At 65.6% G+C, this 13,747-nt stretch carries 17 protein-coding genes; 14 read left to right on the forward strand and 3 right to left on the reverse strand.

Going from position 1 to position 13,747, the window contains the following annotated elements; translation table 11 throughout:
- Window positions 1-13: 13 nt before the first annotated feature.
- The 8 genes from J2X92_RS08830 to J2X92_RS08865 all read left to right on the forward strand — a co-directional run bounded on the left by J2X92_RS08830 (window position 14) and on the right by J2X92_RS08865 (window position 6,633).
- Complete coding sequence (locus J2X92_RS08830; protein ID WP_307575008.1) at window positions 14-928, forward strand: class I SAM-dependent methyltransferase; 915 nt, start codon at window positions 14-16, stop codon at window positions 926-928.
- A gap of 345 nt (window positions 929-1,273) precedes the next feature.
- On the forward strand, window positions 1,274-1,750 hold the full coding sequence (locus tag J2X92_RS08835) for a DUF2244 domain-containing protein (RefSeq protein WP_307575009.1): 477 nt from the start codon (window positions 1,274-1,276) through the stop codon (window positions 1,748-1,750).
- 58 nt (window positions 1,751-1,808) lie between these two features.
- On the forward strand, window positions 1,809-2,987 hold the full coding sequence (gene coxB / locus J2X92_RS08840) for a cytochrome c oxidase subunit II (protein ID WP_307575010.1): 1,179 nt from the start codon (window positions 1,809-1,811) through the stop codon (window positions 2,985-2,987).
- 55 nt (window positions 2,988-3,042) lie between these two features.
- Window positions 3,043-4,674 carry a cytochrome c oxidase subunit I gene (ctaD, locus tag J2X92_RS08845; protein ID WP_307575012.1) on the forward strand — a complete coding sequence of 544 codons (1,632 nt, stop codon included), beginning with the start codon at window positions 3,043-3,045 and terminating at the stop codon, window positions 4,672-4,674.
- Window positions 4,675-4,706: 32 nt separating this feature from the next.
- Window positions 4,707-4,823, forward strand: coding sequence for a cytochrome oxidase small assembly protein (locus J2X92_RS08850; protein ID WP_281151815.1), 117 nt, complete (start codon window positions 4,707-4,709; stop codon window positions 4,821-4,823).
- 25 nt (window positions 4,824-4,848) lie between these two features.
- Window positions 4,849-5,475 carry a cytochrome c oxidase assembly protein gene (locus J2X92_RS08855; RefSeq protein WP_307575014.1) on the forward strand — a complete coding sequence of 209 codons (627 nt, stop codon included), beginning with the start codon at window positions 4,849-4,851 and terminating at the stop codon, window positions 5,473-5,475.
- On the forward strand, window positions 5,472-5,687 hold the full coding sequence (locus J2X92_RS08860; protein WP_307575016.1) for a DUF2970 domain-containing protein: 216 nt from the start codon (window positions 5,472-5,474) through the stop codon (window positions 5,685-5,687). Before J2X92_RS08855 ends, J2X92_RS08860 begins: the two co-directional genes overlap by 4 nt.
- Window positions 5,688-5,751: 64 nt before the next feature.
- Window positions 5,752-6,633, forward strand: a complete 882-nt coding sequence (locus J2X92_RS08865; protein WP_307575018.1) for a cytochrome c oxidase subunit 3 — start codon at window positions 5,752-5,754, stop codon at window positions 6,631-6,633.
- 74 nt (window positions 6,634-6,707) lie between these two features.
- Here J2X92_RS08865 and J2X92_RS08870 read toward each other — a convergent pair whose 3' ends face one another.
- A complete protein-coding gene (locus J2X92_RS08870) occupies window positions 6,708-6,929 on the reverse strand; it encodes a DUF2909 domain-containing protein (protein ID WP_215249292.1) in 222 nt (73 codons plus the stop codon).
- Window positions 6,930-6,965: 36 nt separating this feature from the next.
- On the opposite strand from J2X92_RS08870, the gene J2X92_RS08875 reads away from it, so the two are divergent.
- Genes J2X92_RS08875 through J2X92_RS08900 form a run of 6 tightly spaced genes read left to right on the forward strand, consistent with a single transcriptional unit; the run spans window position 6,966 to window position 12,053 of the window.
- Window positions 6,966-7,775: an SURF1 family protein gene (locus J2X92_RS08875; RefSeq protein ID WP_307575019.1), complete on the forward strand. Its 810-nt coding sequence runs from the start codon at window positions 6,966-6,968 to the stop codon at window positions 7,773-7,775.
- A complete protein-coding gene (locus J2X92_RS08880; protein ID WP_307575020.1) occupies window positions 7,759-8,442 on the forward strand; it encodes a hypothetical protein in 684 nt (227 codons plus the stop codon). Before J2X92_RS08875 ends, J2X92_RS08880 begins: the two co-directional genes overlap by 17 nt.
- A gap of 9 nt (window positions 8,443-8,451) precedes the next feature.
- Window positions 8,452-9,666 (forward strand): COX15/CtaA family protein, encoded by a 1,215-nt coding sequence (locus J2X92_RS08885; RefSeq protein ID WP_307575021.1) that lies wholly within the window; start codon window positions 8,452-8,454, stop codon window positions 9,664-9,666.
- Entirely contained in the window at window positions 9,663-10,568 is a 906-nt protein-coding gene (cyoE, locus tag J2X92_RS08890; RefSeq protein WP_307575023.1) for a heme o synthase, read from the forward strand. The genes J2X92_RS08885 and cyoE overlap by 4 nt, the downstream gene beginning before the upstream one ends.
- Window positions 10,569-10,582: 14 nt before the next feature.
- The gene (locus J2X92_RS08895) at window positions 10,583-11,194 is read left to right on the forward strand and encodes an SCO family protein (protein ID WP_307575025.1); all 612 of its coding nucleotides are present in this window, start codon (window positions 10,583-10,585) and stop codon (window positions 11,192-11,194) included.
- A 19-nt stretch (window positions 11,195-11,213) separates the two neighbouring features.
- Complete coding sequence (locus J2X92_RS08900; RefSeq protein ID WP_307575026.1) at window positions 11,214-12,053, forward strand: DNA alkylation repair protein; 840 nt, start codon at window positions 11,214-11,216, stop codon at window positions 12,051-12,053.
- 50 nt (window positions 12,054-12,103) lie between these two features.
- Here J2X92_RS08900 and rpoH read toward each other — a convergent pair whose 3' ends face one another.
- Together rpoH and J2X92_RS08910 are read right to left on the reverse strand one after the other, a co-directional pair.
- Window positions 12,104-13,045 carry an RNA polymerase sigma factor RpoH gene (rpoH, locus tag J2X92_RS08905; RefSeq protein ID WP_055802668.1) on the reverse strand — a complete coding sequence of 314 codons (942 nt, stop codon included), beginning with the start codon at window positions 13,043-13,045 and terminating at the stop codon, window positions 12,104-12,106.
- Window positions 13,046-13,192: 147 nt separating this feature from the next.
- On the reverse strand, window positions 13,193-13,657 hold the full coding sequence (locus tag J2X92_RS08910; RefSeq protein WP_307575027.1) for an Mpo1 family 2-hydroxy fatty acid dioxygenase: 465 nt from the start codon (window positions 13,655-13,657) through the stop codon (window positions 13,193-13,195).
- Window positions 13,658-13,747 lie beyond the last annotated feature (90 nt).

Here is a 13,747-nt window from a genome sequence, read left to right on the forward strand (position 1 = left end):
TACTCACGGCCCCATGGCCACCGACCCCGCAAGAAGACCGCCGACCATCGATCCCACGGCGGCCGACCGCTGGAGCCGGCTCGCGCCCACCGCCGGCTCGCCCTGGCTGCACGAGGAAATTGGCCGCCGCATGGAAGACCGCCTCCAATGGATCAAGGCGCAGCCCCGCACCTGGGCCGACTGGGCGCCCCTTCGCGGTGGGCTAGAGGCGCACGAGCTCGTGGCCAAACGCTATCGCGAGGCCGGCTGCTTCGTGATCGAGCCCGAAGCGGCGCTGGCCGCCGAGACCGGCGAGGCGCTGGCCGCACCCTGGTGGAGCGCGCGCCGCTGGCAGGGCGGCAAGGCGCGCTTCGATGCGCCGCCCGAAGATGGCGTGGACCTGCTCTGGGCCAACATGTCGCTGCACATGGCCGCCGATCCCGAGGCGCTCATCGCCCGCTGGCACCGGCTGGTGGCAACCGATGGTTTCCTGATGTTCTCGTGCCTCGGCCCCGACACGGTCCGCGAGCTGCGGGCGCTGCACGCCCGCCTGGGCTGGCCGGCGGCGGGCCACGAGTACACAGACATGCACGACTGGGGCGACATGCTCGTGCATGCCGGCTTTGCCGAGCCCGTGATGGACATGGAACGCATCGTGCTTACCTGGGCGACGCCCGAGGCGGCCCTGGCCGAACTGCGCACGCTGGGCCGCAACCTGCATCCGGCGCGCTTTCCGGCGCTGCGCGGCAGGGGGTGGCACCAGGCGCTGAAGCACGCGCTGCCCGAGCTGGCACCGGCCGCAGAGGGCGGCGGGCGCATCGCGCTGACCTTCGAAGTCATCTATGGGCACGCCTTCAAGCCGGCGCCGCGCGTGGCGCTTTCGGCCGAGAGCGCGGTGTCGCTGCGCGAGATGCGCTCGATGCTGCAGCGCGGCCGGCCCGGCGCCTGAGCCGCCGGGCCGCTCCCAAGGCGAAGACCGTAGCGCGCAGCGCGGAGGCTATCGAATGAGCCGCCGGGCCGCTCCCAAGGCGAAGACCGTAGCGCGCAGCGCGGAGGTTATCGAATGAGCCGCCGGGCCGCTCCCAAGGCGAAGACCGTAGCGCGCAGCGCGGAGGTTATCGAATGAACGGCGGGGTGCGCAAGCTGTGCGTCCGGTGGCCGGGCGCCTGTGTCTACCCGCTACAATCCGCCGTTGCGTGAAACTCGCGGGTATTGTTCCGCGAACGAGGGCTGTCCGATCCTGTGGAGACAAAGATTGGCCGGTCGTCGACGCACCGATTTGCTGAACTCGCCCGTGTCGAATTCCGTGTTTCGTTTTGCCACCGTTTCAGGCCAGAGCATCCAATGGTTCTTGAAGCGGAACTGCTCGGTGACGCCGAGCCAGCTGGGCTGGCTCTACGCCTCGCTGTGCGTGGTGTCGCTCGGTATCGGTACGGTGTTCTGGCAACTCGGCGCGCCGCTGGTGCTGCCTTTTGCCTGGCTCGAACTGGCCGCGGTGGGTTTCGTGTTCATGCTGTACGCACGGCACGCGACCGATGGCGAAAAGATCGCGCTGCAGGGCGGACGGCTGGTGGTGGAGCTCGAAAACGGTGGGGACTACGAGCGCACGGAATTTCTGCCGCACCAGGTGCGGATCGAGCCTCAGGCCGGCGATCGCTCGCTGATCGAGGTCTCGGGTCAGGGTCGATCGGTCAGGGTGGGGCGCTATGTACGCCCGGAGTTGCGAGCCGCACTGGCGCGCGAGATTCGCATGGCGTTGCGTGGCGCCTGAGGGCTCACGCGGCGCTGCACGGTTGGGTTTGTTGAAAAAATTGAGAAACGTGAACACGATGAAGAGCATTTGGCGCAACAAGTACAGGCCGGCGAATCTGTTGCTGGCGGCCGGCGCGGCTTTCAGCGGCGCGGCGCACGCAGTCAACGATCTGCCCGGCGGCCCCTCGGTGCGCCAGCTGAACCTCCCGCTTGGTGTTACCAAGATCGCGCAGGAACAGCATTTCCTGCACACAGTGATGATGATCCTGTGCACGGTCATCTTCGTTGCCGTGTTCGCGGTCATGTTCTATTCGATCTGGAAGCACCGCAAGTCGGTCGGCCACAAGGCGGCCAACTTCCATGAGTCGGTGGTGGTCGAAGTCATCTGGACCATCGTGCCCTTCATCATCGTGATTGCGATGGCGCTGCCCGCCACCAAGGTGCTGGTGGCCCAGAAGGACACCACCAATGCCGACCTCACCATCAAGACCACCGGCTACCAGTGGAAGTGGGGCTACGACTACCTGAACGGCGAAGGCGAGGGCCTGGCCTTCATCTCCACGCTCGACAGCTCGCAGCGCGCCATGTCCGACGCCGGCGCCAAGGGCACGATGCCCGACGACTACCTCTTCAAGGTCGACAACCCGCTGGTGGTGCCGGTCCAGAAGAAGGTCCGCATCATCACCACCGCCAACGACGTGATCCACGCGTTTGCCGTGCCGCAGCTCGGCATCAAGCAGGACGCGGTTCCCGGCTTCGTGCGCGACACATGGTTCCGCGCTGAAACCGTGGGCGACTACTACGGCCAGTGCCAGGAGCTCTGCGGCAAGGAGCACGCCTACATGCCCATCCACGTGAAGGTGGTCTCGGCCGCCGATTACACGGCCTGGGTCGACGGCAAGCGCAAGGAAGCCGCAGCCAAGCTCGACGATCCGGGCAAGGTCTGGGCCCTGCCCGACATGATGACGCGCGGCGAGAAGGTCTATGCCGCCAACTGCGCGGCCTGCCACCAGGCCAACGGCAAGGGCGCCGGCCCGATCAAGCCGCTGGATGCCAGCCCCAAGGTGGTCGACGCCGACCACAAGGTTCAGCTGCAGGTGCTGCTCAACGGCCAGAACAATGGCGCAATGCCTTCCTGGAAGCAGCTGAGCGACACCGACCTCGCGGCCGTTGCCACCTATACCAAGAACAGCTGGTCGAACAAGACGGGCCAGCTGGTGCAGCCGGCCGAAGTTCTGGCCTTGCGCGGCAAGTGATCGCGAAGATCCAGCCCCAGCGCCCCGCGACGAAGAAATTGCAAGGAACAACGAAATGAGTGCAGTCCTCGACCCCCACGGTCACGCCCACGACGGCCACGCACACGACGAGCACCACGCAGCGCCCACCGGCTGGCGCCGCTGGGTGTTCGCCACCAACCACAAGGACATCGGCACGCTCTACCTGCTGTTCAGCTTCACGATGCTGATGGTGGGCGGCGTGCTCGCCCTGATGATCCGCGCCGAGCTGTTCCAGCCCGGCCTGCAGCTGGTGAACCCTGAGCTGTTCAACCAGTTCACCACCATGCACGGCCTGATCATGGTGTTTGGCGCCATCATGCCGGCGTTCGTGGGCTTCGCGAACTGGATGATCCCGCTGCAGGTTGGCGCGTCCGACATGGCGTTCGCGCGCATGAACAACTTCAGCTTCTGGCTGCTGATCCCGGCGGCGCTGATGCTCGTGGGTTCGTTCTTCATGCCCGGCGGCGCACCCGCGGCGGGCTGGACGCTCTATGCGCCGCTCACGCTGCAGATGGGCCCCTCGATGGACGCCGGCATTTTCGCGATGCACATCATGGGCGCCTCGTCGATCATGGGTTCGATCAACATCATCGTCACCATCCTGAACATGCGCGCTCCCGGCATGACGCTGATGAAGATGCCGATGTTCTGCTGGACCTGGCTCATCACCGCCTACCTGCTGATCGCCGTGATGCCCGTGCTCGCAGGCGCCATCACCATGACGCTGACCGACCGCCATTTCGGCACCAGCTTCTTCAACCCCGCCGGCGGCGGCGACCCGGTGATGTACCAGCACATCTTCTGGTTCTTCGGCCACCCCGAGGTCTACATCATGATCTTGCCGGCCTTCGGCATCATCAGCCAGATCGTGCCGGCGTTCTCGCGCAAGCGGCTGTTCGGCTACGCCTCCATGGTGTACGCCACCTCGTCGATCGCGATCCTGTCGTTCATCGTCTGGGCGCACCACATGTTCACGACCGGCATGCCGGTCACGGGCCAGCTGTTCTTCATGTACGCGACCATGCTGATCGCGGTGCCGACGGCCGTGAAGATCTTCAACTGGATCGCCACCATGTGGCAGGGCTCGATGACCTTCGAGACCCCGATGCTGTTTGCCGTGGGCTTCATCTTCGTGTTCACGATGGGCGGCTTCACCGGCCTCATCCTGGCCATTGCACCCATCGACATCCAGCTGCAGGACACCTACTACGTGGTGGCCCACTTCCACTACGTGCTGGTGGCCGGCTCGCTCTATGCCATGTTCGCGGGCTATTACTACTGGGCGCCCAAGTGGACTGGCGTGATGTACAACGAAGCACGCGGCAAGCTCCACTTCTGGTGGTCGCTGATCTCGTTCAACGTCACGTTCTTCCCGATGCACTTCCTGGGCCTGGCCGGCATGCCGCGCCGCTATGCCGATTACCCGATGCAGTTTGCCGACTTCAACGCCGTGGCGTCGGTCGGTGCCTTCGCCTTCGGTCTCGCACAGGTGTATTTCTTCTTCTTCATCGTGCTGCCGAACATGCTCGGCAAGGGCGAGAAGGCGCCGCAAAGGCCCTGGGAAGCCGCTGAAGGCCTCGAATGGGAAGTGCCGTCGCCGGCGCCTTTCCACACCTTCGAGAACCCACCCAAGCTCGATCCGACCGCCACCAAGGTGATCGGCTGAATGCATTCCGGCCGCAGGCCCGCATGACGACCATGACCACACCCGAACAACGAAAGAACAACCGACGCATGGGGCTCACGCTGGCCTCCATTGCGGTGCTGTTCTTCCTCGGATTCCTGGTCCGCATGATCTGGTTCAGCGGACGCTGAAGCAGCAGCGAACGGAGCCGCCCGCATGAGCCTCGGTCAACGCATCAAGCGCGCCAATGTCCGCATGGTCGGCAAGCTGGCCGTGGTGACCTGCGGCATGTTTGCGTTTGGCTACGCCCTGGTGCCGCTCTATCGCGCCATCTGCGAAATGACCGGCATCAACATCCTCGCGCTCAGCGAACTCGAGGTGCCGGGTGGCGCGAGCGGCGGCAAGAACGTGCGCTTGCCCGACAACACCCAGGTCGACACCACGCGCACCATCACGGTCGAGTTCGATTCCAACGTGCGTGGCGGCCTCTGGGACTTCAAGCCTGCCGAGCGGACGATGCAGGTGCACCCGGGGCAGCTCAACACCGTGCTGTACGAGTTCCAGAACGTGCAGAACCGCCGCATGGCGGCGCAGGCCATTCCGAGCTATGCGCCGCAGCAGGCCGCGCCGTACTTCAACAAGCTCGAGTGCTTCTGCTTCAACCAGTACACGCTCGATCCGGGCGAGAAGAAGCAGTGGCCGGTCGCGTTCGTGATCGACCCCAAGATCTCCAAGGACGTGAAGACCATCACGCTGTCGTACACGTTCTTCGAGGTGGGCGGCAAGACGCCCGCGGCCCCGGTGGCCGCCGTTTCGAATGCCGCGCATGAGCCCCGTTCGTGACCTCTCCGAACACGCCGCCCAAAGCCACGCTGTGGGAGACGGTGAAGGCCGTCTGCTGGTCGTTCTTCGGCGTGCGCAAGAAAAGCGCCTACCAGGACGACCTGGCCAAGCTGAACCCGCTGCACATCATCGCGGTGGCCTTTGCCGCGGTCATCGTTTTCATCGTCGGCCTGGTGCTGCTGGTGCGCTACGTGGTTGCGCACGGCGCATGAGCCAGGCGGCACTAGACATCCAGACCCCATCGAATCGAGAGAAGAAAGAAAGCCAGGAGCTGATATGAGTTCAACCACCCACGGCACCACGCCCTACTACTTCGTACCGGGACCATCGGCCTACCCGGTCATGGCCGCGACCGGCCTGTTCTTCGTGATTCTGGGCGCGGGCCAATGGATCAACGGCCATCAATGGGGCGCATGGTCCTTGCTGGTCGGGATGGTGGTCTGGCTCGCCACGCTGTTCGTGTGGTTCCGCACCGCCATCGGCGAGAGCGAAAGCGGCCAGTACGGCCACAAGATCGATCTCTCGTTCCGCTGGAGCATGAGCTGGTTCATCTTCTCCGAAGTGATGTTCTTCGGCGCGTTCTTCACCGCTCTGTGGTGGACCCGCACCCATTCGCTGCCGGCCCTCGGCAGTCTCGAGAATGCACTGCTCTGGCCCGACTTCAAGGCCGTCTGGCCCAGCATTGCCGCCGGCGTCACCGGTTCGCCGGCCGACATCGTCGAGCCGTTCCAGACCGTCGGCCCGTTCTGGCTGCCCACGATCAACACCGCGCTCCTGCTGAGCTCGGGCGTCACGCTCACCATTGCCCACCACGCGCTGCGTGCCGGCCATCGTGCGCAGACCATCCGCTTCATGTGGCTCACCGTGCTGCTCGGCGTGCTCTTCCTTGGGGTGCAGGGCTATGAATACCATCACCTGTACACCGAACTGAACCTCAAGCTCAGCTCCGGCGCCTACGGCTCGACCTTCTTCATGCTGACCGGCTTCCACGGCATGCACGTGTTCATCGGCATGCTGATGCTGCTGTTCATCACGCTGCGCCTGCAAAAGGGCCACTTCACGCCGGAGCGCCATTTTGGCTTCGAAGGCGCGGCCTGGTACTGGCACTTCGTGGACGTGGTGTGGCTCGGCCTTTACACGCTGGTTTACTGGCTTTGAGCGAACCCCGCGGCATGCAAACAAAAAGGCGCCGAAAGGCGCCTTTTTCATGGTTCTCGTGGAACGAGCACCACCTACTTGCCGACCGGGAGCCCGGTGGGCTGGATGTAGCCGAGTTTCCAGGCCAGCAGCATGCAGAGGAACAAAAACACGGAGATGCCGATCCGAAAGGTGAGCGCGCGCGCCATGCCGCCGCTTTTGGCGCGACCGTTGCGCCCGTCTTTCAGCATGTAGAAGAGCGCGAAGGCAAGGCTCGCGAAGATGCCCACGAAAGCCAGGGCGACGAAATATTTCATGACTCCGATTATCGGCCGCACGCCTCATCCGCTCCAGTGACGCCAGAGCCTTTTCACCCCGCCCGGGCGAGGCCGAAGCGAGGTCGTTTCCTGCTGGTGACGCTGGCCGCCGTGCTGACCGTGTGCGCCACGGTGTCGCTGGGGCGCTGGCAGCTTTCGCGGGCGGCGCAAAAGGAGGCATTGCAGGCCGAGATCGAAACGCAGAAGCAGAAACCGCCGCTCGCGCAGGCCGATTTCCTGGCGCTCGAAGCGCCGGCCGGCGAGCTGCACCGGCCTGTGCGGCTGCGGGGCCTCTGGCTCACGCCGCAAACGGTCTACCTGGACAACCGGCAGATGCACGGCGTGCCAGGCTTCTATGTACTGACCCCGTTTGCACTCGAAGGCAGCAACCAGACGGTCATGGTGCAGCGCGGCTGGGTGCAGCGCAATTTCAATGACCGCACGCAACTGGGCGCGGTCGACACCCCGCCGGGCATCGTCGAAGTCACGGGCCTGATCGAACCGCCGCCCGGCCATTTGTTCGAACTCGGCAAGCCGGCGCCGGCCGCCGCGGCACCGGAAGCCGCGGGGTCTTCGCCCATCCGGCAGAATCTCGACCTGGAAGCGTTCCGCGCCGAAACCAAGCTGCCGCTGCGAACCGATGTGTCGCTGCAGCAGATCGGCCCCGCTTCCGAGGGGTTGCAGCGCGACTGGCCGGCCCCCGCTCTGGGTCTGGAGAAGCACTACGGCTATGCATTCCAGTGGTTCGGGCTCTCGGCCCTCGTGGTAATCCTCTATGTCTGGTTTCAATTCATTGCCCCCTTCCGCCGCTCGAGGCGCCGCGCACGCGATGCAAGCAGCCTCTGACGAGCCGCTGGGCCTGACGGTGCATTCGATGCCGTCGCCCAACCAGGCGCTCGACGGCGCCGAGGGCCGGCGCACGGTCGTCGGGCGCTGGAAGATGATCGCCGTGATGCTGATGTGCGCGGCGCCGGTCATCGCGTCGTACTTCACCTACTACGTGATCCGACCCGAGGGGCGCAGCGTCTACGGCGAACTCATCGATCCCCAGCGCACGCTACCCGTGCTCGCCAGCACCGACCGTAACGGCGCGCCGGTCGATCTTTCCACGCTCAAGGGCCAGTGGCTGCTGGTTGCGGTGGCCGACGCGGCTTGCGACGCGCTTTGCGAGCAGCAACTCTACCTGCAACGCCAGCTGCGTGAAAGCCTGGGCCGCGAGAAAGACCGCCTTGACCGGGTCTGGCTTGTAAGCGATGCAGCCCCCATTCCGGCGCGGCTGGACCACGGCCTGCACGGCGCCACCGTGCTGCGGGTGCCGGCCGAGCAGCTCGCCAAGTGGCTCACGCCTGTAGCAGGCCATGGGCTGGCTGAGCACCTGTACGTGGTCGATCCCATGGGCAACTGGATGATGCGCTTCCCGGCCCGCATGGACACGCAGGGCGCGAGCCGCGCGAAACGGGACCTCGACCGCCTTCTGCGCGCCTCCGCCTCCTGGGACGAGCCCGGCCGCTGAGACCGCACGATGGACACCGGCTCGCTCTACGACCTCACGCCCATCGCCTGGCTGATGGCGGCCGGCGTGCTGATCGCGCTCGGCCCGTTGGTGTGGGTGTGGCGCCGCAACGCGGGCGCCGGGCCGGCGCGACGGCTGCATGCGCTCACGGTGCTGACGCTGTTCCTCACCTTCGACCTCACGCTGTTCGGCGCTTTCACCCGGCTCACCGATTCCGGCTTGGGCTGCCCCGACTGGCCAGGCTGCTACGGCAACGCGAGCCCGGCTGGGGCGAGTCACGAGATCGCCATGGCGCAGTCGGCCCAGCCGACCGGTCCGGTCACGCACAGCAAGGCCTGGGTCGAAATGGTCCACCGCTACCTGGCCACCGGCGTCGGCGTACTCATCCTCGCGCTTGCGGCCGCCACCTGGATCGTGCGGTGGCGCCAGCGCCGGTTGCCCGCGCCTGCGGAGGGCGAGCACGCCACGCTCAGCGCATGGTGGCCGGCGTTCACGCTGGTCTGGGTTTGCCTGCAAGGCGCATTCGGTGCGCTGACCGTGACCTGGAAGCTGTTTCCCGCCATCGTCACGCTGCACCTCTTGGGCGCCGTGGTGCTGCTGGTGCTGCTGTGCATCCAGTCGGTGCGCTACCGGCAGGCCGCCGCGGACCGCCTGCCCGCGCCCATATCGCCGGCGCTGCGCAACGGGCTGCTTGCCACCTCTGCATTGCTGCTGCTGCAGATCGCGCTGGGAGGCTGGGTCAGCACCAACTATGCCGTGCTGGCCTGCACGCAGTTTCCCACCTGCCAGGGCAGCTGGTGGCCGCCGATGAATTTTGCCCAGGGCTTCCAGATCTGGCGCCACCTGGGCGTGACCGGGGAGGGCGCTCCGCTCGACTTTTCGGCGCTCACCGCCATTCACTATGCACATCGGCTGATGGCCTACGCCGTGTTCGCCGCGCTGGGCGTGCTCGCGTGGCAGCTGCGCCGCATCGAACCGCTGCGGCCGCAGGCGCGCTGGCTCGCGGGGCTGGCCTTGCTTCAGCTCGCCACCGGCCTGGGCAACGTGCTGCTCGGCTGGCCGCTGGCCGCCGCGGTACTGCACACTGGCGGCGCCGCGGCGCTGGCCGTGGTGCTGACCTGGGCGCTGTGCGAGAGCCGCCGCAAGGTCGCCGCCACGGTCGCCCACGACAGAGACAAGGCGCCCGGTGCGCCACATAACAACCAGAGGGAGGCCACCGCGTGAGCACGCCGATTTCCGTGCAGCAGACAAGCACCGCCAACGTGCTGCGCCAGTTCTATGCGCTGACCAAGCCGCGCGTGGTGCAGCTGATCGTTTTTTGCGCCCTCATCGGCATGGTGCTGGCCGTGCCCGGCATGCCTTCGTGGGCCGACGTGCAGCGCGCCGTGTTGGCCTGCATCGGCATCTGGCTGGTGGCGGGCGCGGCGGCGGCGTTCAACTGCCTGGTCGAAAAGGGCATCGACGCCAAGATGAAGCGCACCGCCTGGCGCCCCACGGCCCGCGGTCAGCTCAGCGACTTGCAGGCGCTGGTGTTCTCGGCGCTGCTGTGTGTGGCCGGCTCCGTGCTGCTGTGGTTCCAGGTCAATCCGCTCACCATGTGGCTTACTTTTGCCACCTTCGTCGGCTATGCGGTGATCTACACCGTCATTCTCAAGCCGCTGACGCCGCAGAACATCGTGATTGGCGGCGCCTCGGGCGCGATGCCGCCGGTGCTGGGCTGGGCCGCGATGACGGGCGACGTGGGGCCGGAAGCACTGATCCTGTTCCTCATCATCTTCCTGTGGACGCCGCCGCATTTTTGGGCATTGGCGCTCTACCGCGTCGAGGACTACCGCAAGGCCGGACTGCCGATGCTGCCTGTGACGCACGGCAACGAGTTCACGCGGCTGCAGGTGCTGCTGTACACCTTCATTTTGTTTGCGGCCTGCCTGATGCCTTTCATCTACGGCATGAGCGGCTGGCTCTACCTGGCGGTGGCGGTTGGCGTGAGCATCGGTTTCACGGGCTATGCCTTTGCGCTCTGGCGCAACTACTCCGACGCCCTGGCGCGCAAGACCTTCAAGTTCTCGCTGATTCACCTGAGCGTGCTGTTCGCGGCATTGCTCGTCGACCATTACCTGCGCTGAATCGATCTGCATCCATGAACAAGCGAAAAGCCCTTCAACTGATGGCCGGCAGCGCGGCGTGGGCCGGCGTTGCCGCCACGCTGGGGCTGGCGGCCTGCAGCGAACCCCGTCCCAGCTTCAATGCGGTCGACATCACGGGCGCCGACTACGCCAAGGACTTCTCGCTGAAGGACGCCGACGGCAAGGTCCGCACCCTGGCCGACTTCAAGGGCAAGGTCGTGGTGCTGTTCTTCGGCTACGCGCAATGCCCCGACGTGTGCCCGACCACCATGACCGAAATGGCGCAAGTCAAGCAGCAGCTCGGCAGCGACGGCGACAAGCTGCAGGTGCTGTTCGTCACGGTCGATCCGGCGCGCGACACGCCCGAGGTACTGAAGGCCTACATGGGTGCCTTCGATCCGGGCTTCGTCGCGCTGATTCCCACAGCCGACCAACTCGCCACGATCGCCAAGGACTTCAAGGTCTATTTCAAGAAGGTCGAGGGCAAGACCCCGACCAGCTACTCGATGGACCATTCGGCCGCAAGCTTTGTCTACGACACCCAGGGTCGACTCCGGCTCTACGCCCGCTATGGCGCGGGCGTGGCGCCCATGGTGTCGGACGTGAAGGCGCTGCTCAAGTCCTGAGCAGGCGCAGCCTCTCCCGATGGATGCCGTCGTCGCTTTGGCCTCGGTCGATCATCTGAAGGCGCGCAAAGGCGCTTTCCGCATTGCGCTCATTCCGCCCGAGGTGCTGCGCGCGCTCAACGACGGCTTGCTTGAGACCGTCAACCTCAATGAATTCCTGGCCCTCGAACTGCCGCAGCTCGCGCGCAGCGTGGCGGGTCACATTGGTCTCGATCCGGCGAGCGAGCGGCTGGCCGACACGCTCGCCATGCTGGGTGCGTTCAAACCGATGCAGCGGCACGGCCACATTGCGCGTGCGCTTTACGACCTTGCGGCGCAGCATGCCGAGCGCGATGCCGTCGCCCACCGCCTGGCCACGCACGCGAGCGACGCCGCGCGTTGCTGGGCCGCGCAGTGGGTCACGCTGTCGGGCCTGCCGCTGGCGGCGCAGTTGGAGGCGGTGCGGCGTTTTGCCGCTGATCCGCACTTCGGCGTGCGCGAAATCGCCTGGATGGCGGTGCGCGACGCGGTCGTCGCCTCGCTCGATGAATCGCTGGCGCTGCTGCAGCCATGGACGGCGGATGTCGACCCGAACATCCGCCGCTTTGCCAGCGAACTCACGCGCCCGCGCGGCGTGTGGTGCGCGCAGATCGATGCGCTCAAGGCCGAACCCTGGCGCGCCCTGCCGCTGATCGAGGCCTTGCGCGCCGACCCCAGCCGCTACGTGCAGAACTCGGTGGCGAACTGGCTCAATGACGCGAGCAAGACTCAGCCGGAGTGGGTCGACCGGCTCTGCACGCGCTGGCTCGATGAGTCCGACACGCTGGCCACGCGGTACATCGCCAAACGGGCCCTGCGAACGCTTTCGAAGCAGGCATAAAAAAAGCCCGGCGCGCGGCCGGGCTCTTTGGGAATGAAGAGCGGCAGGGCTCAGGCGTAATCGGCCAGCGCCTTCTTCATCTTCTTCATGGCCGCGACTTCGATCTGGCGAATGCGCTCAGCGCTCACGCCGTACACCGCGGCCAGGTCGTGCAGAGTCATGCCGCCCGAACCGTCGTCGTTGACCTTGAGCCAGCGCTCTTCCACGATGCGGCGGCTGCGGTCGTCCAGCGCTTCGAGCGCGGTGGCGATGCCGTCGCTCGAGAGCCGGTCGCGCTGCTGCGATTCGAGCAGGGCGGTCGGTTCCTGCGTGGCATCGGCCAGGTAGGCGATCGGGCCGAAGGCTTCATCGCCGTCGTCCGACGGGCCCGGATCGAGCAGCACGTCGCCGCCCGACAGGCGGGTTTCCATTTCCAGCACTTCTTCGGGCTTGACGTTCAACCGGGTCGCCATTTGCGACACTTCTTCAGGGCTCAGCGTCTCGCGGTGTGTGCCGTTGTCGGCCGCAGCCGAATCGGCCTTGAAACCCTGCTTCATCGAGCGCAGGTTGAAGAACAGCTTGCGCTGGGCCTTGGTCGTCGCGACCTTGACCATGCGCCAGTTCTTCAGGATGTACTCGTGGATCTCGGCCTTGATCCAGTGCATGGCGTAGCTCACGAGCCGCACGCCCTGGTCCGGGTCGAAACGCTTCACGGCCTTCATGAGGCCGACATTGCCCTCCTGGATCAGGTCGCCGTGCGGCAGCCCGTAGCCCAGGTATTGGCGGGAAATGGAAACCACGAGGCGCAGGTGCGAGAGGATCAGCGCACCAGCCGCTTCGAGATCGTTGTGGTCGCGCAAACGGCGTGCGAAGCCCTGCTCTTCTTCGAGCGTGAGCATCGGCAGGCGGTTGGCGGCCGAAATATAAGCATCCAGGTTGCCCAGCGGCGGCACCATCGACCATGGATTGGCGACGGCGAGCTGGTTGGCAGAGGCTCCAGACAGCATGGTCATCAGGGGAAACTCCTTTGTATTGGGCATATTAGCACTCGATTAGAGGGAGTGCTAAGGCAAGGGTTCCCCCTAAGTTTCTATCGCGCCGATAGGCAAACCTGTCGGCCGGACATTAATCCGACCTGCGGCATTGTCCGACCTGAAGCCCTACCAGCGGATACCCAGGCGCAAAAACAGCCTCGAAAGTACAAAGAGGGGCCCCACCCAGAGATATTGGATGTCTTCGAAGAAGGAAGGTTTCTTGCCCTCGATCTTGTGGCCGATGAACTGGGAGATCCACGCCACGACAAAGATGGCGGCGGAGACCGGCAGTACAAGGGCTCCCATGCCGTGAACCAGCGCCAGTACCAGTGCCGTCCCGACGAGCATGGTGACCAGGAACACGGGGGAGCGCAGGGTGGCGTAGTACACCAGGCTGGCCGCCACGAAGCCGTAGGCCATCCAGGGATGCAGTGCAAACAGCAGGCCGACGATGCTCAGCATGATGGCCGGGATCGCGATGAAGTGGATCAGCTCGTTGGTCGGGTGGCGGTGGCTTTCGCCATAGTGGGCCAGCAGCCGGTCGACCTTGCGGTCGCCAGTTGCCAGCGGGGCGTCAGCGGTGTGCAGCATGTTTCGTCTCCAGGGCGCCGTTCGGTGCGGCAGGGTATCCGGATGGTGCCCCCGCGCGGAGCCGGTGGCAAGTGCTATGAATCCGGGAGC

Origin of the sequence: Variovorax paradoxus, assembly GCF_030811855.1 — a bacterium.
Taxonomy (GTDB): Bacteria; Pseudomonadota; Gammaproteobacteria; order Burkholderiales; family Burkholderiaceae_C; genus Variovorax; species Variovorax paradoxus_L.